The organism is Acinetobacter endophylla, from assembly GCF_053543775.1.
Map to the genome: position 1 here is coordinate 28,558 of NZ_JBLVOM010000003.1, position 21,540 is coordinate 50,097.

At 44.9% G+C, this 21,540-nt stretch carries 17 protein-coding genes and 4 tRNA genes; 15 read left to right on the plus strand and 6 right to left on the minus strand.

Annotated elements, in window-relative coordinates:
• Positions 1-56: 56 nt before the first annotated feature.
• Positions 57-2,288 (minus strand): NADP-dependent isocitrate dehydrogenase, encoded by a 2,232-nt coding sequence (locus tag ACNPNW_RS00640; protein WP_448766388.1) that lies wholly within the window; start codon positions 2,286-2,288, stop codon positions 57-59.
• Between the two features lie 484 nt (positions 2,289-2,772).
• Between ACNPNW_RS00640 and ACNPNW_RS00645 the strand changes: the two genes are divergently transcribed.
• On the plus strand, positions 2,773-3,282 hold the full coding sequence (locus tag ACNPNW_RS00645; RefSeq protein ID WP_005106094.1) for a DUF1543 domain-containing protein: 510 nt from the start codon (positions 2,773-2,775) through the stop codon (positions 3,280-3,282).
• 136 nt (positions 3,283-3,418) lie between these two features.
• Positions 3,419-4,411: a DUF2804 domain-containing protein gene (locus tag ACNPNW_RS00650; protein ID WP_448766389.1), complete on the plus strand. Its 993-nt coding sequence runs from the start codon at positions 3,419-3,421 to the stop codon at positions 4,409-4,411.
• A gap of 62 nt (positions 4,412-4,473) precedes the next feature.
• Here ACNPNW_RS00650 and ACNPNW_RS00655 read toward each other — a convergent pair whose 3' ends face one another.
• A complete protein-coding gene (locus ACNPNW_RS00655) occupies positions 4,474-5,352 on the minus strand; it encodes a metal-dependent hydrolase (protein ID WP_448766390.1) in 879 nt (292 codons plus the stop codon).
• Between the two features lie 142 nt (positions 5,353-5,494).
• Between ACNPNW_RS00655 and ACNPNW_RS00660 the strand changes: the two genes are divergently transcribed.
• A complete protein-coding gene (locus tag ACNPNW_RS00660) occupies positions 5,495-6,532 on the plus strand; it encodes an AraC family transcriptional regulator (protein ID WP_448766391.1) in 1,038 nt (345 codons plus the stop codon).
• Between the two features lie 49 nt (positions 6,533-6,581).
• On the opposite strand, the gene ACNPNW_RS00665 is transcribed toward ACNPNW_RS00660, so the two are convergent.
• Complete coding sequence (locus ACNPNW_RS00665; RefSeq protein WP_420937633.1) at positions 6,582-7,916, minus strand: Na+/H+ antiporter NhaC family protein; 1,335 nt, start codon at positions 7,914-7,916, stop codon at positions 6,582-6,584.
• 365 nt (positions 7,917-8,281) lie between these two features.
• On the opposite strand from ACNPNW_RS00665, the gene trpA reads away from it, so the two are divergent.
• The 4 genes from trpA to ACNPNW_RS00685 are packed head-to-tail and all read left to right on the plus strand — an operon-like array spanning position 8,282 to position 12,298.
• On the plus strand, positions 8,282-9,085 hold the full coding sequence (gene trpA / locus ACNPNW_RS00670; RefSeq protein WP_005252810.1) for a tryptophan synthase subunit alpha: 804 nt from the start codon (positions 8,282-8,284) through the stop codon (positions 9,083-9,085).
• A complete protein-coding gene (accD, locus tag ACNPNW_RS00675) occupies positions 9,082-9,978 on the plus strand; it encodes an acetyl-CoA carboxylase, carboxyltransferase subunit beta (RefSeq protein ID WP_191112609.1) in 897 nt (298 codons plus the stop codon). The genes trpA and accD overlap by 4 nt, the downstream gene beginning before the upstream one ends.
• Positions 9,975-11,258 carry a bifunctional tetrahydrofolate synthase/dihydrofolate synthase gene (gene folC / locus ACNPNW_RS00680; RefSeq protein ID WP_420937634.1) on the plus strand — a complete coding sequence of 428 codons (1,284 nt, stop codon included), beginning with the start codon at positions 9,975-9,977 and terminating at the stop codon, positions 11,256-11,258. Before accD ends, folC begins: the two co-directional genes overlap by 4 nt.
• A complete protein-coding gene (locus tag ACNPNW_RS00685) occupies positions 11,255-12,298 on the plus strand; it encodes an SPOR domain-containing protein (RefSeq protein ID WP_420937635.1) in 1,044 nt (347 codons plus the stop codon). The genes folC and ACNPNW_RS00685 overlap by 4 nt, the downstream gene beginning before the upstream one ends.
• Here the strand turns inward: ACNPNW_RS00685 and ACNPNW_RS00690 are convergent.
• Both ACNPNW_RS00690 and ACNPNW_RS00695 read right to left on the minus strand, forming a co-directional pair.
• The gene (locus ACNPNW_RS00690; protein WP_420937636.1) at positions 12,295-12,903 is read right to left on the minus strand and encodes a dual specificity protein phosphatase family protein; all 609 of its coding nucleotides are present in this window, start codon (positions 12,901-12,903) and stop codon (positions 12,295-12,297) included. The genes ACNPNW_RS00685 and ACNPNW_RS00690 overlap by 4 nt on opposite strands.
• Before the next feature lie 298 nt (positions 12,904-13,201).
• Entirely contained in the window at positions 13,202-13,843 is a 642-nt protein-coding gene (locus ACNPNW_RS00695; RefSeq protein WP_005252799.1) for a peroxiredoxin, read from the minus strand.
• Between the two features lie 332 nt (positions 13,844-14,175).
• On the opposite strand from ACNPNW_RS00695, the gene secA reads away from it, so the two are divergent.
• The 8 genes from secA (at position 14,176) to ACNPNW_RS00735 (ending at position 20,539) form a co-directional block, all read left to right on the plus strand.
• Positions 14,176-16,902 (plus strand): preprotein translocase subunit SecA, encoded by a 2,727-nt coding sequence (gene secA, locus ACNPNW_RS00700; RefSeq protein WP_313564909.1) that lies wholly within the window; start codon positions 14,176-14,178, stop codon positions 16,900-16,902.
• Positions 16,903-17,043: 141 nt separating this feature from the next.
• Positions 17,044-17,397 (plus strand): hypothetical protein, encoded by a 354-nt coding sequence (locus ACNPNW_RS00705; RefSeq protein ID WP_420937638.1) that lies wholly within the window; start codon positions 17,044-17,046, stop codon positions 17,395-17,397.
• Between the two features lie 158 nt (positions 17,398-17,555).
• Positions 17,556-18,776, plus strand: a complete 1,221-nt coding sequence (gene argJ, locus ACNPNW_RS00710; protein WP_420937639.1) for a bifunctional glutamate N-acetyltransferase/amino-acid acetyltransferase ArgJ — start codon at positions 17,556-17,558, stop codon at positions 18,774-18,776.
• Between the two features lie 153 nt (positions 18,777-18,929).
• Positions 18,930-19,997 (plus strand): quinolinate synthase NadA, encoded by a 1,068-nt coding sequence (gene nadA / locus ACNPNW_RS00715; protein ID WP_420937640.1) that lies wholly within the window; start codon positions 18,930-18,932, stop codon positions 19,995-19,997.
• Positions 19,998-20,148: 151 nt separating this feature from the next.
• Positions 20,149-20,225, plus strand: a tRNA-Pro gene (locus ACNPNW_RS00720).
• Positions 20,226-20,259: 34 nt separating this feature from the next.
• Positions 20,260-20,336, plus strand: a tRNA-Arg gene (locus ACNPNW_RS00725).
• A gap of 33 nt (positions 20,337-20,369) precedes the next feature.
• Positions 20,370-20,445 (plus strand) — tRNA-His (locus ACNPNW_RS00730).
• A gap of 17 nt (positions 20,446-20,462) precedes the next feature.
• Positions 20,463-20,539, plus strand: a tRNA-Pro gene (locus ACNPNW_RS00735).
• A 170-nt stretch (positions 20,540-20,709) separates the two neighbouring features.
• Here the strand turns inward: ACNPNW_RS00735 and ACNPNW_RS00740 are convergent.
• Positions 20,710-21,461, minus strand: a protein-coding gene (locus tag ACNPNW_RS00740) for an IS5 family transposase (RefSeq protein ID WP_448766392.1) whose coding sequence is annotated in 2 segments (ribosomal slippage) — positions 20,710-21,227 and positions 21,227-21,461 — 753 coding nt in all. Because the reading frame shifts where the segments join, the coding sequence is not laid out codon by codon here.
• Between the last annotated feature and the right edge of the window lie 79 nt (positions 21,462-21,540).

Sequence of the window (21,540 nt, forward strand, 5' to 3'; positions counted from 1 at the left end):
TAGACGCCGGTTTTTTTAATCAATTTAACCTAAGGTTAAATCGATTTTTTAACTCATTACATAGAAGCAAGAGCAGCATTCAACGTTGCACTTGGACGCATCACTGCATTTACTTTTTCTTGATCAACTGCGTAGTAACCGCCGATGTCTACTGATTTGCCTTGAACTTCTGCAAGCTCAGCAACGATTTTCTCTTCATTTTCAGCTAAAGTTTTTGCAAGAGGTGCAAACTTCGCTTTCAATTCAGCATTTTCGTCTTGAGCAGCAAGTTCTTCAGCCCAGAATTTCGCCAGGTAGAAATGGCTGCCACGGTTATCAAGCTCACCTGTACGACGAGAAGGTGACTTGTCGTTATCCAGTAATTTACCAGTTGCACGGTCTAAAGTTTTGGCAAGTAACTTGATGTTGTCATTGCCTTCTTTAATACCCATTTCTTCTAAAGATACCGCCAACGCCATGAATTCACCGAGTGAATCCCAACGTAAGTGGTTCTCTTCAACTAACTGCTGTACATGTTTAGGAGCAGAACCGCCTGCACCTGTTTCGTACATGCCGCCACCCGCCATTAACGGCACGATAGACAACATTTTCGCAGATGTACCCAATTCCATGATTGGGAACAAGTCAGTCAGGTAGTCACGCAGGATGTTACCTGTTACCGAAATAGTATCTAGACCGCGTGCAACACGTTCAAGCGTATAACGCATTGCACGTACTTGTGACATGATCTGGATATCAAGACCAGTGGTGTCATGATCTTTCAGGTATTTTTCAACTTTCTTGATCAGTTCGTTTTCGTGTGGACGGTACGGGTCAAGCCAGAAGATTGCTGGCATGCCAGAGTTACGTGCACGAGTAACTGCAAGTTTCACCCAGTCACGAATCGGTGCGTCTTTCACCTGACACATACGCCAGATATCGCCTTCTTCCACGTTTTGTGACATCAACACTTCGCCTGTTTCTAGGTCAGTGATGTTCGCAACACCTGTTTCAGGAATTTCGAAAGTCTTGTCGTGTGAACCGTATTCTTCCGCTTTTTGCGCCATCAAACCAACGTTAGGTACAGTACCCATGGTTTTTGGATCGAAGTTGCCATTCCATTTACAGAAATTGATCATTTCCTGGTAAATACGTGCGAAAGTTGATTCAGGCATGACTGCTTTACAGTCGTAAGGCTTGCCGTCAGCGCCCCACATTTTACCGCCACCACGAATCATTGCAGGCATAGAAGCATCTACAATCACGTCGTTTGGTGAATGGAAGTTAGTGATGCCTTTGGCAGAATCAACCATCGCTAAAGCTGGACGGTGTTCTTGACAAGCATGTAAATCAGCAATGATTTCTTCACGTACAGAGGTTGGTAAAGTTTCAAGCTTTTCGTAAAGCCCCGCCATACCGTTATTGACATTAATGCCAAGCTCATCAAAAAGCTTGCCGTGTTTTTCAAATGCGTCTTTGTAGTAAATTCTCACACAGTGACCGAATACGATCGGGTGTGAAACTTTCATCATGGTTGCTTTCACGTGAAGTGAGAACAAGATGCCAGCTTCTTTACAATCATCTAATTCTTTTTCATAGAAATCGCAAAGCGCTTTTTTGCTCATGAACATTGAATCGATGATTTCGCCATCTTGAAGCGCAACTTTTGGCTTAAGAACGATGGTTTCACCAGACTTGGTGATCAATTCCATTTTCACATTACGTGCACGGTCTAAAGTCATCGACTTTTCGCCATGGTAGAAGTCGCCTTCGTCCATGTGTGAAACGTGAGTTTGAGACCACTGTTTCCACTCGCTCATAGAGTGCGGGTGTTTTTTCACATAGTTTTTAACGGCAGCAGGTGCACGACGGTCTGAGTTACCTTCACGTAGAACAGGGTTTACTGCTGAACCAAGACATTTGCTATAACGTGCCTTGATTGCTTTTTCTTCTTCAGTGGTCGGGTTTTCAGGATAGTCAGGGATTGCATAGCCTTTAGACTGAAGTTCCTTGATACACGCTGTTAGCTGGCCAACAGAAGCACTGATATTTGGGAGTTTGATAATGTTCGTGTCTGGATCTTGTGTAAGACGACCTAGCTCAGCTAGAGTGTCAGGCACCTTTTGCTCTTCGCTTAGGTAATCTGTAAATTCGGAGAGCACGCGCACAGCTACAGAGATGTCACTTTTGACGATCTCAACGCCAGCTGGCTTAGTAAAGGTCTCAATGATCGGCAGCAGAGAATAAGTCGCCAATAATGGCGCCTCGTCGGTCAGTGTGTAAATGATAGTTGACTTTCCACCAGCCATATATAGCCCCTTGCGTTGGATTGAGTTTCTGAGGACCGAACTTTTGGCCCAGTCTCTTTGAACCGATTTGCTTAAATAAAAACATTGAGAGTATCGTCTTTCAGCGCATTTCAGTCAACGAAATATCCCTTTAGATTAAAATTTGGGCGAAAATTTGTACAGGTTTGTGCGGTTTAGCCGTGTTTGTATTTTGTACAAAAAAATAATCATCTTCCGCTGTAAATCCTGATGAAAATGATCGGAAATGATTCGCTAGCCAATTGTATTCACTGAAAATGGTTTTTTGAGTCCGACATAGACTTAAACTGATCCTCGAGATGTATATCGGTACCGAATGACTTCATGCTGTTTTGCGCAAATTCAGTCAGGCTGACGATGCAAATTTGTCCTTGGCAGATGGCTACATCATCCTGAAATAGCTTTGCGCTATACTGGCAAGCATCAATGAAATGATCTTAAAGATTGACGCTAACAAGGAAATGTAATGCCCAGCTTGTTTATTGTGATGCTCGGTGGTCGTCATGCCCGTGCCAATACAGAAGTTCATGATGTGGTTTTGGCAATAGGAGAGAGTCTGGAAGATACTTATCCGCAATTGAAAAATGCCTGGTTTGCGGAACAGAAAGGTCTGCATATTGATGCTTGGGCGCAAATCAACGGACTGGAGTTTGAGGGCAAATCCTATACGCTGCAATTTACTGATGCACAGCCACAGCAATCCGATGAAAAACTTTGGCTGATTAATCTGGGTGGTTATGATCCACGTGAGTTTGGCGAGCTGCATCGTTATGTGCTGGTGGTTGCACAGAATGCCATGGTGGCCAAACAGCGCGGTAAAGCCTACTTCGCCCGGCACTGGCAAAAACAGCATACTGACCGTGTGCTGGATGTAGATGACTGTATTGCCATTGATCAGGTTTATGGTCGCTACGTACAACTGTTAGAGGGTAGTTTCAGTGGCAATCGTTGGGAAAATACTTATCTCACGATTTAAAGCAGTTTGCGATTGAATTAAACCTAGGGCTAGCTGAATGATTCGACGAGTGACTTAAAAAAATCTTTATCAAAATTTAATAATCGGCATAATACTGCCAAGGAAAAGCAGTTTTGACTGAGATGGAATGTCTTAAATGGATTTAATTCAGGCAAATGGACAACCGCGTTATGGACGTTTCAAGGAACTTCCAAAAAGTATTGACTATCAGGCATATCAATACAAGAATCCTTATGGTCATGTGCTGTCAGGCTGGCGTAAGCATCTAAAATATAAAAAATTCAAATTCTGTAGTATTCAGCACGAGCATTATACCATTGGACTGGCAATTGCCGATATCGCATGGGCAGGGCATGGTTTTGTCTATGTCTATAACCATATGACCAATGAAGTGCTGGAATGGAATGCGATTAATTTCCTGTCCCGTAACACGGTGCTGGACGAGCAGCCACTGTTTAATCATAGTTATTTTCACAAGTCACCTTTTCAGATCGATATCCAGCATGCCAACGGCGTGCGTTATATCAACGTCGGCAAATATGGTGAAATTAAACTCAGTGCCCGGATTTTCTGTGCTGGCACAGACCCGCTGAGTATGTGCAGTCCGACTGGCATCAACGGCTGGACCTATACCCAGAAACTGACCACTTTGGGCTGTGAAGGCTTTTTCATTAACAAGCAGGGGCAAACCATCCAGTTTAATGAACGCAGCTTTGCCTCATTAGATGATACTTGCGGCTTTTTACGCCCGGAAACCGCCTGGTTCTGGCTGTCCTGTAATTTCTGGGATGTGAACCAGAACCGGATTGGGATTAATCTGGCCTCTGGCGTAAATGAAAGCTTTGGCAATGAAAACTGTCTGTGGATCAATGGAAAGATTTATCCATTGGCCGATGTACTGTTCCAGCAGGAATCGGAAAACCAATGGACGATTCAGTCGCTGGATGAAAAACTGAATCTGATAGTGAGTACAGGCTGGCGCCGTTATGAAAATCTGAATTTACGTCTGGTGGGGAGCCAGTTTAGTCAGTGGCAGGCCAAGGTTTCCGGAACAATCCAGCAGGATGATCAGGAAATTATTTTACTGAATGAATATGCCTTGCTTGAACAGCATTATGCCAAGTGGTAAAAGTGCAGGACATAAGAACTAATAAAAAAAGCCTTCAATTTTGAAGGCTTTTTTTATTGAGTTTAATCTTTGGCAGCCTGCCAGAAGGCTTCGCCCGCCTGAAACGGGTCATTGGTTTCTGCTAAAGTCTTCACCCATACATCGTATTGGGCAATGATCGGATGCTGGCTGGGATGGAAATCTTTTTTAAACCAGTCCCGATATTGTGGACCCATGCGGGTCAATATCCCGTCGCGGCCAAAGAACCAAGAAAGCCCTTTCCAGTTCATCTGTAACCGTTGTAAGGGACTGAAACCATCATGTTTGAGCATCACATTGGCGCGATAAATGGTAAAGCCAATCATCAATGCACTGGTCCATGCCAAGGTAAATTTGCGTAGGTTTTCTGGCACATCGCCTACCTGTTTCATTACATCAAAGGCAACATCACGATGTTCCATTTCTTCAATGGCATGCCAGGCAAACAGAGCACGTACATAAGGATGCGCTTCTCTCAAAGTGTCTTTATAGGCATAGAATGTTTCTGCCATCAGCGCAGTCATATGCTCAGCCGCAGCGGTCATGGCAATATTGAACTGTGCTGAACGATGTTTGAGGTCATGAGCGAACATATTATTCAGACGCTCAATAAAATCATCGACAGGCATGCCTTGTTCACGCATCAGCTGGTTCATTTTCTCATGGGCAATGCCGTGCTGTGCTTCCTGACGAATAAAATCTGCCACACGTTTTTGCAGATCAGGATTGGTAATCTTGTCGCGGAACAGGCGCACGCTCTGAATAAAATAGCGTTCGCCATCAGGAAAGGTCAGACTTAGCGCATCAAACATACGGGTCAGGAAGGGGTCGCCGCCAAACCAGTAACGCGGGATTTCATCCAGTTTAAAATCAAGCTGGGTCCGTACCACGGGCTTTATCGAAGATTTTAATCCTGCATTCATCTTAGAAATTCTTTTTTGTGACGATGCTGACAGTATGTCGACCATTACACAAATTGTTTTGACAGTTATTGCCAATTTTTATACATTTTACGCCAAATGAAAATAAAACTTGTCAAATTGCTGCGCTTACTGAGAATCACATATGCAGGATATAAAAATATCCAATGGTTATATTCAGCTTTGGGCAACACATCTGCGAAGCTTGAATATAGAACCTCTGCAAGCTGATTTTCTTCAGGATCTGCATACGTCATTAAGCCATCTGATTGACCAGCCCTTTAATACTGAAGTTCCACTTGAGTTATTAAATATTGTTATTGAAAGAACCCAAACTCATCTGAATTGCCCGCAATTAATTTTTGAAATCGTCCAATCTATTCGCCCGGAACATTTTGGTGTGCTCGGTTATATGGCTTCGCGGAGCAGTAGTGTTTCGGAAATGATCCGCCATATCATGCGTTTTCAACGACTGGTGGTTGATGGCAGTGAGTTTGTACCTTTGCAATTGAAGCAGCGTGAACACAGTCTTGAATTATTTTGGGCCTATCTGGATGAAAAATATAATCTGTTAAATGAGCTGACCATGGCCGCGATGGTGCAGTTGGGGCGTGTCATTTTGCAGGATCATCAACTGTTACTGCACTGTGTACGTTTTGCCCATGCGCCCGACAGGGGGCAAATGCATTATCAAAAGTTTTTTGCCAGTGAGGTGAGATTTTCTCAGGACTATTATGGCATAGAGCTGGATTTGCAAGGACTGGCACATGGGTCTGAGCAGGCTGATCCAATCCTGTTGCAGCTACTGGTTCATCAGGCAGAACAGGCGATTGCAGCCAAGCCGCCCCTTGAAAATCATTTGGAACAGGCGCAGCAAATGATTGCCGAACAGCTGCGGACCCAGCATCAGGCCATTAAAGTTGAACAGCTTGCCCGGCAGTTGTTGATGTCGACACGTAGTTTGCAGCGTTTATTTAGCACCCATGGCACCTCATTTAAAAAACTGCTGGAACAGCAGCGGATTAAACGTTGCGAGCTGCTGTTGCAACAGGGAATGGGTCTGAGTGAGATCGCCGAGCAGCTGGATTATTCTGATCAGTCGGCATTGGCAAGGGCTTACAAGGCAGCCACCAGACAGACATTGTTAGAGCGCAAAAGGCAGTTACACCAACAGCGCAGCTAAAAAAAGCGACCCAAACAGGTCGCTTTTTTATTTGAAGAAAATGATGAGGTTAAGCGCTGGCTTTGATTTGGGGGAATCTAAATGCAATCGCCGCAATCGCAAAAATGGCCAGAATCCAGCAGTAGTACACACCACCAATCAGTTCAACGGGCGAGATTTTTGCAATGGAACAGGCCAGTAGTAACTGTGCGCCATAGGGAATCAACCCTTGCACCACGCAAGAGAAAATATCCATCAGTGCGGCAGAACGCTTGGGATCCACGCCGTATTCTTTAGCCACTTCACGTGCCATATCACCAGACAGAATAATCGCCACGGTATTATTGGCCACAAAGATATTCGAAAATACGACCAGGAAGCTGATCCCGATTTCACCGGCACGTTGCTGGCCGACTTTAAACAGACGGGTCAGGCTATAAATACGCTCAATCAGCCAGCGTAAACCGCCTTCGCGTTGCATGATTGCCGACAGGCCACCCAGGAACATGGACAATAACGCCACTTCAAACATGCCGACAAAGCCATCATAAATTGAAGTATTCAGCTGGAGCAGATCAAATTCAGCTGTGGCAAACAGGCCAAACAAGCCGGAAAGTAACACCCCAATGCTCAGTATCACCAAGACATGCAGACGGCTAAAGGCTAAAATAAATACGGCGATATAAGGTAAAACCAGAAGCCAGTTGAAGTCCTTGTATTCCACTGCATTGCTACTACCGCTACTCAATACATAAATCAAAATAGTCACGATTGAGGCTGGAACCGCAATCCAGACATTGACTCTGAATTTGTCACGCAGTTGTACGCCCTGACTGGTCGTTGCAGCAATGGTGGTATCCGAGATCATTGAAAGATTGTCACCGAACATGGCACCACCGACGACCGCACCAACCGCATAAACTACATTGATCTCGGTGACCTCGGCAAATCCAAAAGCGATCGGCGCACAGGCTGCAATCGTGCCCATGGAGGTACCCATCGCCGTGGCAATAAAGGCCGAGATCACAAATAACATCGGCAGAATAAATGTAGGTGGAATCACTGACAAGCCCATCTGCACGGTGGCGTCGACGCTGCCAATGGCGCTACTGACGCTGGCAAAAGCACCTGCCAGCATAAACACCATAAACATCAGAATTAAGTTCGGATGACTGGCACCTCTGAGGAATTCCTCAATACCCTGGTTGAGTTTGCCGCGATACACTAATGCAGCCAAGATAATCGCAGGCAGGGCAGCCACAGGCGCTTTCACCTGATAGAACGCGAACTCGGTTCCGATCAGGGAATGATAGATCCCGCTACCCAAAAATATGGTTAAAAATACAATAAGCGGCAGCAGTGCAATGGCGCGTGCCTGCACTGTAGCCTCAGAATCAGTCTGCATAGGAGATAAAAAAGTAAGAGAATAGGACTAGTATAAAGCAGGTTTTGCTATTTCAGAAAACTTTAAATGAATGCGCTAACATCTGCATTTTTATTAATTTTTATATGATAAAAATAAGTTTATCTAAATATTCAGGATTTTAGGTAATAGCAAAATTAGGCATCTTTGATCATTGAGAAAAAAATCAAAATAATCGTAAATAGACCCTTCCGAATTGTTTTGAAATCTTCGCACAGGAAATGAAGTACTCGAGGTCGGTATCGCAGACTGTTCATTGGACAAAAAATAGCGTTACAATGCGATGTCTTGTATTTCTACATAGTCAATGCCTCAAGTTTGAAACACGTTAAGGAAAATACCACCCTATGTCACGTTTAGCCACACGATTTGGACAACTTAAATCTCAACAGCGTAAAGCTTTAGTTTCTTATGTCATGGCGGGTGATCCGCATCCAGAAGTCACAGTGCCTTTGCTGCATGAGATGGTGGAAGCGGGTGTCGACGTGATTGAGCTGGGACTTCCTTTCTCAGACCCGATGGCGGATGGGCCGGTGATTGCGCTAGCTGCCGAACGTGCTTTGGCAGGTGGAACCAATACGCTAGATGCCCTGCAGATGGTGAAAGAATTTCGTTTGAAAGACCGCGAAACACCGGTGGTGCTGATGGGTTATCTGAATCCGGTTGAAGTAATTGGCTATGAAAAGTTTGTGGCTTATGCCTATGAATGTGGAGTAGACGGTGTGCTGCTGGTGGACTTGCCACCAGAAGAAGCACAAAGTCTGGGTGAAGTACTGGAAAAATATGACATGGATCAGATTTTCCTGCTGGCACCCACTTCAACCGATGCACGTATTCAACATGTAGCAAAACAGGCCAGCGGCTTTATTTACTATGTGTCACTGAAAGGCGTGACCGGTGCAGCAACTTTAGATGTCTCTGAAGCCGCTGCACGCATTCAAAAGATTAAAGCTGTGACTGATGTTCCTGTAGGCGTAGGTTTCGGTATCAGTGATGCTGCATCTGCGAAAGCGATGGGTGTTGCTGCCGATGCAGTTATTGTGGGTAGTGCGTTTGTAAAGCAGTTTGCAACGCTCGCACCAGAACAAGCCGTTATTGCAACGGTGAATAAAGTCAAGGAGCTTCGAGCAGCGCTCGATGAGTTAGTATGAGTCAACAACTGAAATCAGGCAAAATTCTGAGCCCATCGACCCCATGGACGGAGCGTACTGTTCCGGGCATTCAGGTACCCGATGAGCAAACGGCATATAAAGCGACATTTACCGAGCCTACGATTGAGTGCCCTGAATGTCATGCATTGGTGACCCGTACTGCGATGTCATTTAATGCTTATGTCTGTCCGCAATGTGATGAACATTTGCGCATGAAAGCCCGCGAACGTCTGAACTGGTTCTTTGATCAGGTACAAACAGAATTGGGTCAGGAATTTATAGCCAAAGATCCGCTGAAATTTGTCGATAGCAAAGCGTATCCCGATCGTATGGCTGAAGCGCAAAAGAAAACCGGTGAAACTGAAGCACTGGTGGTAATTCAGGGTTTGCTGAAAGGCGTACCGATGATTGCCTGTGCGTTTGAGTTCGACTTCATGGGCGGTTCTATGGGCACAGTGGTCGGTGACCGCTTTGTTCAGGCTGCAGAACATGCGATTGAAGCTCGTCAACCTTTGATCTGTTTTGCTGCTTCGGGTGGTGCGCGTATGCAGGAAGGCATGTTGTCCCTGATGCAAATGGCGCGTACTTCGGCTGCAATCCAGCGTTTAAAAGAAGCAGGTCTGCCTTATGTCGTGGTACTGACTCATCCGGTATACGGTGGTGTAACTGCCTCATTGGCAATGCTGGGTGATGTACATCTTGCTGAACCGAAAGCGATGATTGGCTTCGCCGGTAAACGTGTGATCGAACAAACCGTACGTGAGAAACTGGAAGAACCGTTCCAACGCGCGGAATACTTGCTTGATCATGGGGTAATCGATCAGATTGTTCACCGTCATGCATTACGTGATACAGTTTATCGTATCGTTACGAAGTTGATGAATTTGCATTGAACACAGCTCCATTAGCAACAGATTCTTTAAACACATGGCTCGATTATTGGAGCCATGTTCACGTTACGGGTATTGATTTAGGTCTGGAGCGCGTTATTCCGGTGGCTGAAAAGCTGGGCGTGACATCTCCAGAGGCCAAAGTACTGACGGTGGCGGGAACCAATGGTAAGGGTTCGACCACCACCACGCTGGCCGCGATCCTGAATGCGCAAGGCTTCAAGGTCGGGCTATATCAATCCCCCCACGTGTACCGTTTCAATGAGCGTGTTAAATTGCGCGGCATTGAAGTGGAAGATCAGTTGCTGATTGATGCTTTTGTTCAGGTCGATCAGGCTCGTCGCGAATGCGGTTTGAGCCTGTCTTTCTTTGAAGCCACGACACTGGCTGCTTTTGTGATTTTTAAAGATCAATGCTGTGATGTCTGGGTGCTGGAAGTTGGCTTAGGCGGCCGTCTGGATGTGGTCAATGTGGTCAATCCGGATGTGGCGGTGATTACCAATATTGGTCTGGATCATACTGACTGGCTTGGTGACACCATCGAGAAAATTGCTTTTGAAAAGGCCGGAATTATTCGCCCGGATATTCCCGTGGTATTTGGTGGACAGCAACAGATCCCGCAAGCTATTCTAAATAAAGCCCAAGAATGTAAAGCACCCTTGTATGCAATCAACCGGGATTATTTTTATGAAGCCTTTGAAGATGGCCAAAGCTGGGCTTTTGCTTCATCAGGTACGACCTTAAAACTCCCTACAGGTTCACTGGCATTAGATAATATTTCTACCGCCGTGGCCGCCATTCTGCTGAGCGAATTAAACGTCAGCCAGCAGGCAATTGCACAAGGCATTCAAACGGCAAAATTGCCGGGACGTTTTGAAATCCGTCAAATCCAGAATAAAACCGTGATTTTTGATGCAGGACATAACCCGCATGGGGTGGAATTTCTGCTGAAACAATTACGAGATTATTTAAATTACAATCAAAAATATAATGAAGTCATTTGTGTATTTTCAATGCTGGCAGATAAAGATATAAATTCTGTCGTCAAGTTATTGAAAGACACGGTTCAATTGTGGAAAATTGCACCATTATTCGTCCCACGTGCGGCAGAGGTCACAGTTTTGGCTGATGCTTTAAGCGGTGAGGCGGTAGAACAATTTGACAATGTAAAATTAGCTTTTAAATCAGCACTGGATCAAACAGATAATAATCAGCTGATTTTGGTATGTGGATCATTTCATACCTTAGAAGCGGTATGGGAGTATTTGGAAGAATGTCAATGAATAACAAACAGCGCTGGATGGGCGGTGTTGTTTTACTCGGTGGTGGTGTTTTATTGGCAGCATTACTCCTGAAAGGCCAAGATGAAATCAATCAGGACCGTCAGCAAAATCCGGCACAGGCTGCGGAAGTTGAAAATAAAGAGACAGGCAATCATTCGCTCGGTTCTTTGACGGTCGATGTGGAAACAGAAAAGCGTTTACTTGAACAGCAACGTCGTGACCGGGAAAAATCGGTTGCAGAGCAGGAAGCACGTGCAGCCGAATTTTTAGCGATGCAACAGCAGGCTGAAGCAGATGCTGCGCGTAAAGCGGCTGAAGAATATGCTGCCCTGAATGCACACCGCCTGGGACAGCAAAGTTCCGATAATATTCCGCCAGAACTGGTTGAAGACGAACAGGCCAAGCAGAAACGTCTGGCTGAAGAAAAAGCGGTGCAAGAAAAAAAGTTAGCCCAGCAGCAGCTGGACCAACAAAAAGCCAATAGTTCTACTGATGCAGCCAAGAAAGAAGCAGAACGTAAAGCTGCTGAAAGCAAAACCGCTGAAGAAAAACGCAAGTTAGAACAACAGCAAAAAGCCGAAGCAGAACGTAAGGCAGCTGAAGCAAAACGTAAAACCGAGGAAGAGCGTAAGGCTGCTGAAAAGAAAGAAGCTGAACGTAAAGCTGCCGAGGAAAAACGCAAAGCTGACGAAAAGCGTAAAGCTGAAGAAGCCAAGAAAAAAGCTGCAGCCGAAGAAGCCAAGAAGAAAGCAGAAGCTGAACAGGCGCGTAAGTTATTGGAAGGTGAAGAGGACAAGCAATGGATGGTGCAGGTGGCACTGGCAGCGAATGAAGCCAATGCAGATGCTGTAGCAGCCAAACTGCGTGCTAAAGGTTATAAAGTGACCAAAAGCTCAACTTCTAAAGGTGTACGTATCATGGTGGGGCCATCCAAAGACCGTGAGACTGCAGATGCACTCCGTAAGAAAATTGCGTCTGATGCCAGCCTGAATATGAAATCAGCTTGGGTGAATGACTGGGTGCCGCTGGATAAGCGTTAATTCTTTGTATTAATCAAAGTTTCTGTAGATGGATTCTTGAGTTGCTCGCGAATCCATTTTACATTTTCAGGCGTGAATAACTTTTCGATATTGCGCCAAATGGCATGAAAGCCATAACCGCCATGTTTCATTTCCTGTAGCGCCTGCTCAATCGGCCAATGTTCAAAAATAATTCGGTACATGGCGACACTTGCACCAGTGCGGTCTGAACCGTGATAACAATGCAGGAGCACCTTTTGGTGATTTTGTTGTGCTTGCTGAATCAGTAGCATAATTTTCAATAAATCTTCCCGATCAATTGCCCAGGTATGTATGGGTACATGATGTAGCTGAAAGTTTTCATTGCTCAAAACAAAGCTGTCTTGATCCCGTGAACGTAAATTAATAACCACATTGATTTGATGCTGCTTTAATAAAGGAATGAGTTCAGTTGAAGGCTGCTCACTACGATAAACAAAATTGCTGATTTGATGAAAATTATGATTCTGATGAATGGGCTGTCCCCAATGCTGAGGACGTTGAGGTTCAGGCAGGGCAGGCGTAGTCATGCAACCTGTGGTTAGGAGGTAGCCACTCATGAGAATTGGAAATATGCAGATTTTCATACAGAGCGTAGATGTTGTTTTTGTTATTTCAAGTTTAAAGTGAATACGAGATTTTGAATATAAAAAAGCCTATCCGAAGACAGGGTGTATCAACAAATCGAATCCGTGGCACGTCACTGTCGTATTCGATAAAGCATAAAATGTGGAAAATAGAGTTTCTCTTATCCTTTACTACGAGCTCCATCTTATCCTGTGCTACGCGCTTCGCTTGTCTTGCGCAAAATTAAAAAGGAGTCCTTTTAATTTGTTGCTCGAAGCATAGCTTCTCACCTTGCGCAAGGGCAGAGCAGTGCTCTGCTTATCCTTGCTCAGGATGGGGCGTTAAGCGCAGGTAAGGCGTGACCGCTGTATAACCTTTTGGAAAACGTTGCTTGATTTCTTCCTCATCTTTCAGTGAAGGGATAATCACAACATCATCACCATGCTGCCAGTTCGCAGGCGTGGCCACTTTATGTTTATCGGTGAGTTGAAGTGAATCCACCACACGCAAGATTTCATGGAAATTACGGCCGGTCGATGCAGGATAAGTAATAATCAAACGGACTTTTTTATTGGGATCAATGACCACTAAAGAACGAACCGTTAGAGTTTCACTGGCATTTGGATGAATAAAGTCATATAGCTCGGAAACTTTACGATCCTGATCGGCAATGATCGGGAAATTCACCGTGGCGTTCTGGGTTTCATTAATATCTTTAATCCAGCCATGATGCGACTCCACATCATCAACTGACAAGGCAATCGCTTTAACACCACGTTTTGCAAACTCATCTTTAAGTTTTGCGGTATAGCCAAGTTCAGTCGTACATACCGGTGTATAGTCGGCAGGGTGTGAAAATAAAATGCCCCAGCTATCGCCCAGAAAGTCATAAAAATTAATTAGGCCTTCACTGGATTGCTGTTCAAAATTCGGTGCGGTATCGCCTAAACGTAAACTCATCTTTTTAGCCTCAATTGGTCTTTTAGTGTCGAGATAGGATTTAATATGAACCAATTTTTTTATGATTAAAAATAGTGTTTTTTGCTTTCTTTATGAGTAAATTGCATAAATGGGATATCCATCTATCCAGAAGCGCAAAAATCAGTCACTTAATTGACTATGTTGCACAGGGAAAATTTGCTACATTACTTTGCCTTAGATCTTAGGGCTAGAACTAAGGATCAGATTTTTTTAGCGGTTTTACAGCAAAACCCTTGTAGTTCAAATTTCTAGCACCATAATAACGACTAAGAAAATATTCATTTGACAAGCAAGATTTAGAGAGTCTATTCATGTTGGCAAGTCTGATCGGAGGAATCTTCGGTACCAAAAATGAGCGCGAACTCAAACGCATGCGTAAAATCGTAGACAAGATTAATGTGCTCGAGCCGACGATATCTACCCTTAGCGATGCAGACTTATCTGCAAAAACTGAAGAATTCAAACAACGATATAATAAGGGTGAAACCCTCGATAAATTATTGCCTGAAGCATTTGCAGTCTGTCGTGAAGCGGCGAAGCGGGTGATGGGCATGCGTCATTATGACGTGCAGCTGATCGGTGGTATTACCTTGCATGAAGGCAAAATCGCAGAAATGCGTACCGGTGAAGGTAAAACCCTGATGGGTACTTTGGCCTGTTATCTGAATGCCATCAGTGGTCAGGGCGTGCATGTCATTACCGTGAACGATTACCTGGCGCAACGTGATGCCGAGTTGAACCGTCCATTATTTGAGTTTTTGGGTTTAAGCATCGGCATTATTTATTCCATGCAAAATCCGATGGAAAAAGCTGAAGCTTATCGTGCCGATATTACTTACGGTACCAATAACGAATTTGGCTTTGACTACCTGCGTGACAACATGGTGTTCTCGCTGGCTGAGAAAAAGCAGCGTGGTTTGACCTATGCGATTATCGATGAGGTCGATTCGATCCTGATTGATGAAGCACGTACCCCGTTGATTATTTCCGGTCAAAGTGAAGATTCTTCACAGCTTTATGCAGCCATCAATAATATTCCACCAAAATTACAGGCACAGAAAGAAGAGAAAGTGCCGGATGGCGGTCACTTCTGGATTGATGAAAAACAGCGTTCAGTTGAAATTACTGAAGTGGGTTTTGAAACCATTGAAAGTGAATTGATTGAAATGGGCTTGCTGGCAGAAGGCGAGAGCTTGTATTCAGCGTCGAACCTGAACCTGTTGCATCATGTCACTGCAGCGATCCGTGCCCATTATCTCTATCAACGCAATGTGCAATACATCATCAACGATGGTGAAGTGATTATTGTCGATGAAAATACCGGTCGTACCATGCCGGGACGTCGCTGGTCTGAAGGTTTGCATCAAGCCGTAGAAGCCAAAGAGGGTCTGGAAATCCAGCCGGAAAACCAGACTCTGGCAACCACAACCTTCCAGAACTATTTCCGTCTGTATAAAAAATTATCCGGTATGACCGGTACTGCTGATACTGAAGCAGCGGAAATGAAAGAAATTTATGGTCTGGATGTGGTGCTGATTCCGACCCACCGTCCAATGATTCGTCAAGACCATAACGATTTAATTTATTTAAATCGTGAAGGGAAATATAACGCGATTATTCAAGAAATTCAGCGTGTGCATGAAGCTGGTGTCGCACCAATTTTGATTGGTACAGCCACCATTGAAGCTTCTGAGATTCTGTCGGATAAGCTAAAAGCGGCAGGGATCCAGCATGAAGTACTGAATGCCAAACAGCACGAACGTGAAGCCGATATTATTGCGCAGGCCGGTGCGCCGCGTGCAGTGACGATTGCCACCAACATGGCCGGTCGTGGTACCGATATTCTCTTGGGTGGTAACTGGAAGGCGTTGCTGGCTAAAATTGAAAACCCGACTCCTGAAGATGAAACGCGTCTGAAAGCAGAATGGGATGTTAATCACCAGGCTGTGCTGGATTCAGGCGGTTTGCATATTATCGGTTCCGAGCGTCATGAATCACGCCGTATCGATAACCAGCTGCGTGGTCGTGCCGGTCGTCAAGGTGACCCGGGTGTATCGCGTTTCTATCTGTCACTTGAAGATGACTTGATGCGTATTTTTGCCGGTGATCGCGTAGTCGGCATGATGCGTGCCATGGGCTTGCAGGAAGATGAAGCGATTGAGCACAAAATGGTGTCTCGCTCGATTGAAAATGCGCAGCGTAAAGTGGAAGCACGTAACTTCGATATTCGTAAGAATTTGCTGAAATACGATGACGTCAATAACGAACAGCGTAAGATCATTTATAGTCAGCGTGACGACATTCTGGCAGAAAATTCACTGCAGGATTATATTGAAGAAATGATCCGTGAAGTGATGCAGGGTGTAATCGCCAACTATATTCCGCCTGAATCGATTCATGACCAGTGGGATAGTGAAGGTCTGGAACTGGCGCTGCGTGAAGATCTTTCGATGGATCTTCCTATCGGACAATGGCTGGAACAGGACCGTCGTCTGGATGAAGAAGCTTTGGTGGTGCGCATTACCGATGAAGTACTGAACCGCTACCGTTCACGTCGTGAACAAATGGGTGAAGAATCTGCAGCTTCGCTTGAACGTCACTTTATGCTGAATTCTCTGGATCGTCATTGGAAAGAGCATCTGGCGGCTATGGATTATTTGCGTCAAGGTATTCATTTACGTGGTTATGCGCAAAAGAATCCAGAGCAGGAATATAAAAAAGAAGCTTATAACCTGTTTGTAAACATGCTCGGTACAATCAAGTCAGATGTCGTAACAGATCTGTCACGCATCCACGTACCGACCCCTGAAGAGCTGGCGGAAATGGAAGCACAGCAGCAGGCACAGGCTGAGGCAATGCGTTTGCAGTTATCTCATGAAGAGTTTGACGGCTTGTTGGCAGGCGAACATGAGGTGACGACCGAGCAAAATGCTCAGGCCAATCCGGTAGCACCAGTCTTTGAAGCACCGGCAAGTCGTAATGCACCTTGTCCATGTGGTTCAGGCCTGAAATACAAACAGTGTCATGGCAAGATCTAAACAGTGTTAAAAAAAATCAGAGCCACATGGCTCTGATTTTTTTATGTATGAAGATTTTTCAGAAATTGAATACTGTTTGCAGTCTTAGGAATTAAATGCTATTTAATGGCTCATTCAACACCTCAAAGTGGAATAACCTGAATGAAAAAAGTATTAAAAACGCTCATGATTGCCGCTTTGGCAATACCTGCCTTAAGTTTTGCACAAACTGCAGCGACCACAACAATTGATAAAGTTCAGCAAGCGGTAGGTACTAACACTGCTCAAGTACAACGTACCGATGCGCAAGTGACTGTAGCAAGCCCACGTACCGGCATTCGTTATACCTTTGCCAATCAGAATCGTCCGATTGTGTTGCAGACGGCTGCGATTGCAGCGGCAAATGCGGCAAATGCAGACCGTATTGTTGCTACAAATCCGGCACTTTCTACTGCAAGTCAACAACAAGCGAAACAGGCTTTGCTAAGCGAATCTGGACAACTTGCACAAAATTAAAAATATCTTATTTTAAAAATGTAGAAACCAGTCTTGATGACTGGTTTTTTATTGTGAAAATCTATAACAAATCTCAGGCTGGCTCAAGCTTTGGCTCGATTTTTTGTTGCAGATCAACTAAGCTGTATTTTTCCGAAAATTCAATATTGGACTTTAAAATGGCAGTTGGTGACGTATCTATGCCACAGATGCATGTGGTAAAAGGGGTTAAAATTGGTTCGGCTGAAGCTTATGTGCGCTATCAGAACCGACGTGACCTGGTGATATTTGAACTGGCTGCGGGCTCCAATGTTGCAGGAGTATTTACCCAGAATGCCTTCTGCGCAGCACCCGTGCATGTATCCAAAGCACATTTAAAAGTAACTAATCCGCGTTACCTGGTAATCAATACCGGCAATGCCAATGCAGGAACAGGTCCTACAGGCATGACAAATGCAGAAGCCACCTGTGCTAAGCTAGCTGAACTTGCAGGCGTACAGGCTGCTGAAGTGTTGCCATTCTCGACTGGTGTGATTGGTGAGCAGCTTCCAATGGAGCGTTTGCTTACAGGTTTACAGCCTGCGCTGGATTCATTGCGTGATGATGCCTGGGTCGATGCAGCAACTGGAATCATGACCACAGATACCATCCCGAAAGGTGCTTCAGAACAGTTCGAGCTGGATGGTGTGATTTATACCATGACCGGTATTTCCAAAGGTGCAGGCATGATTCGTCCTAATATGGCGACCATGCTGGGTTACGTTGCGACGGATGCACCGATCAGCCGTGAACTGGTTCAACAGTTATTAACTGAAACGGTCAATGTATCGTTTAACCGTATTACCATTGATGGCGATACCTCGACCAATGACTCGTGTATTTTTATTGCCACAGGTCAGGCCGGTGGTGCTGAAATCACTTCGACTGAAGATCCGCGTTATGCAGTGGTGCTAGACGTATTGACACGTACCATGAAACGCCTTGCGCAACTGATTGTGCGTGATGGGGAAGGTGCGACTAAATTCATTACCGTGACTGTAGAAGGCGGTGGCAACACTCAAGAGTGCTGCGATATTGCCTATAGCATTGCGCATTCACCGCTGGTCAAAACTGCGATCTTTGCTTCTGATCCAAACTGGGGCCGTATTCTGGCAGCGATTGGTTATGCCGGTGTGCCGAATTTAGACGTTGCAAAAATTCAGGTTTGGTTAGATGATGTACAAATCTGCAAAGATGGTGGTGCGGCAGCAGACTATACTGAAGCAGCCGGTGCACGTGTGATGGCCCAGGCTGAAATGACGATTCGAGTTGATCTTGGACGAGGTCAGGCAAAAGATACGGTTTATACCTGTGACCTGTCGTATGACTACGTAAAAATCAATGCAGATTATCGCTCATAATTCAGATTGTTTCTAAAGCCTCCGTTGTGGGGCTTTTTTTATATCTTGTAGTTTTTAATGACTGGTCAAAAATAGCACTTCGCCAGAGATGACCGGGATGTAGGGTGAAAGGTTCATTGAATAGTGAACCATGAGGGTAGAGTAAGAATTGTGATGAATGATGCGACCAAATTAATAGCCAATGAAGCTAAATCGATTGTGCAGGCGCATTTAGATCGTTTGGGTGTTCCTCAAGAACATCAAATGAGCCAGCAGGAAAAATTGGACAAATTTGCACAGATCAAGGCAGAGCTGGAAAAACAGGATGCTGTTTTGGTGGCGCATTATTATTGTGATCCTGAAGTGCAAGAACTGGCTGAACTGACCGGTGGCTGTGTTTCCGATTCACTGGAAATGGCGCGTTTTGGTCGCGATCATCCGGCTTCAACGCTTGTGGTGGCTGGTGTGAAATTTATGGGCGAAACCTCTAAAATTCTTTCACCCCATAAAACCGTGCTGATGCCTACCCTGGAAGCGACCTGTTCACTGGACTTGGGTTGTCCTGTCGATGAATTTACCGCTTTTTGCGATGCGCACCCGGATCATACCGTGGTGGTTTATGCTAACACGTCAGCGGCCGTGAAAGCCCGAGCCGATTGGGTCGTCACTTCAAGTTGTGCAGTGGAAATTATCGAACATCTGGACAGTCTGGGCGAAAAAATCATCTGGGCACCAGATCAGCATCTGGGTCGTTATATCCAGAAAAAAACCGGTGCAGAGATGTTGCTCTGGGATGGCGCCTGTATCGTGCATGAAGAATTCCGTTCACGCGGTATTGCCAATATGAAAGAGCTCTATCCAGATGCTGCGGTTCTGGTACATCCTGAATCACCGATGTCTGTAGTCGAGATTGCCGATGCCGTGGGTAGTACCTCACAATTAATTAAAGCAGCACAGACTTTGCCGCACCAGCGCTTGATCGTGGCTACTGATCGCGGCATTTTTTATAAAATGCAGCAGGCGGTACCGGATAAAATCCTGATTGAAGCGCCAACCGCAGGAGAGGGGGCGACCTGTCGTTCTTGTGCGCATTGTCCTTGGATGGCCATGAACGAGCTGGATGGTATCTTGCATGTGTTACAGCATAAAGATCAGGAAGTGCATGTCGATCCGGCACTTGCTGAACGAGCGAAACTGCCTCTAGATCGCATGTTGAACTTTAGTGCCGGACTAAAACGTTAAAATTTGTATAAAAAATGTCTGAAGTGATTGATAAATAAACGCTTGAAGCGTTTTTTCGGTTTTTTTTAAATATAGGTGTTGACGTCTCCGGGCGTCACGCCTAGAATGCACACCGTACCGAACGATGTTCGATACGAAAGCTGAGATGAATCGGAGCATAGCACAGCCTGGTAGTGCACCTGGTTTGGGACCAGGGGGTCGTAGGTTCGAATCCTACTGCTCCGACCAATTCTTCAAGGCAAATGATGTTTGCATCAGTAACGCGCTTGTAGCTCAGTTGGATAGAGCATCCGCCTTCTAAGCGGATGGTCACAGGTTCGAATCCTGTCAGGCGCGCCATTTGGTCGCTTGATGTTAAGAATCAAAATGATGGTGGATGTAGCTCAGTTGGTAGAGCCCTGGATTGTGATTCCAGTTGTCGCGGGTTCGAATCCCGTCATTCACCCCAACTTTTAAAGTTGAAATCGGAGCATAGCACAGCCTGGTAGTGCACCTGGTTTGGGACCAGGGGGTCGTAGGTTCGAATCCTACTGCTCCGACCATCTCCTTCAAGATGGTCGAGATAAAAGATACCGCGTTAAGCGGTTTTTTTATGCCTGAAATTTGATAATACTCTAAAAATAATTTTATTCTTACATAACAATCATTATAAAAATCTTGCGCTTGTATAAATAATAATCGATATTTGTTTTTATGCTTCTAGGGTGTGTCCTCATTTGGCTTTGCACCAAATAAATATGCAGGCTATACGGATCATAGATTTATAATTGCGTGCCAGTTTATCAAATCGAGTTGCAATAGCACGGAAATGTTTTAATCTCGAAAATGCATTTTCAACTAAATGTCTTAATTTATATAGATATTTATCAAACTCCTTATTCGATCTCTTACTGTTTGATCTCAATGGAATAATGGGAATCATATTCTTGTTCTTGGCATATATTCTAATGTGCTCAGCATCATACCCCTTATCAGCAATGAGATAAGTTGCCTCGTCTACCGTATCAATCAGTTGTTTTGCAACTTGACTGTCGTGGACGTCACCCTCAGTGATTTTAAAATCAATCGGTAATCCATTCGCGTCGGTTGCAAGATGTATTTTTGTTGTTCGTCCACCGCGTGATTGTCCAATTGCTCTTTCGAAACCATGCCGAGCTCCACTTGCATGTTGATGCACGCGTATGTAGCTTGCGTCAATGAATACCCATTCCTGATCCAAGATGCCTCGTAATCTAAAAAAAATTTATCCCACAATCCCTTGCTTGCCCAACGATTAAAACGATTGTAAGCAGTTTGCCAAGGACAAAATTCTTGGGGAATATCACGCCATGTGGCGCCTGTACGAAGTTTCCATAAGATCGCTTCCATGATATTTCTACTATTCTTTGAACAGTAACAACCGTGTAATCGCATAGTATCTTGAATTTGCTGCCAGATATCATCGGTAAGAAGAGTACGTGCCATTGAAAATATAGAAATAAAAATAACTCAAAGGAGGATTTTAAGTATTTAAAACCAATTCTTCAAATGAGGACACGCCCTA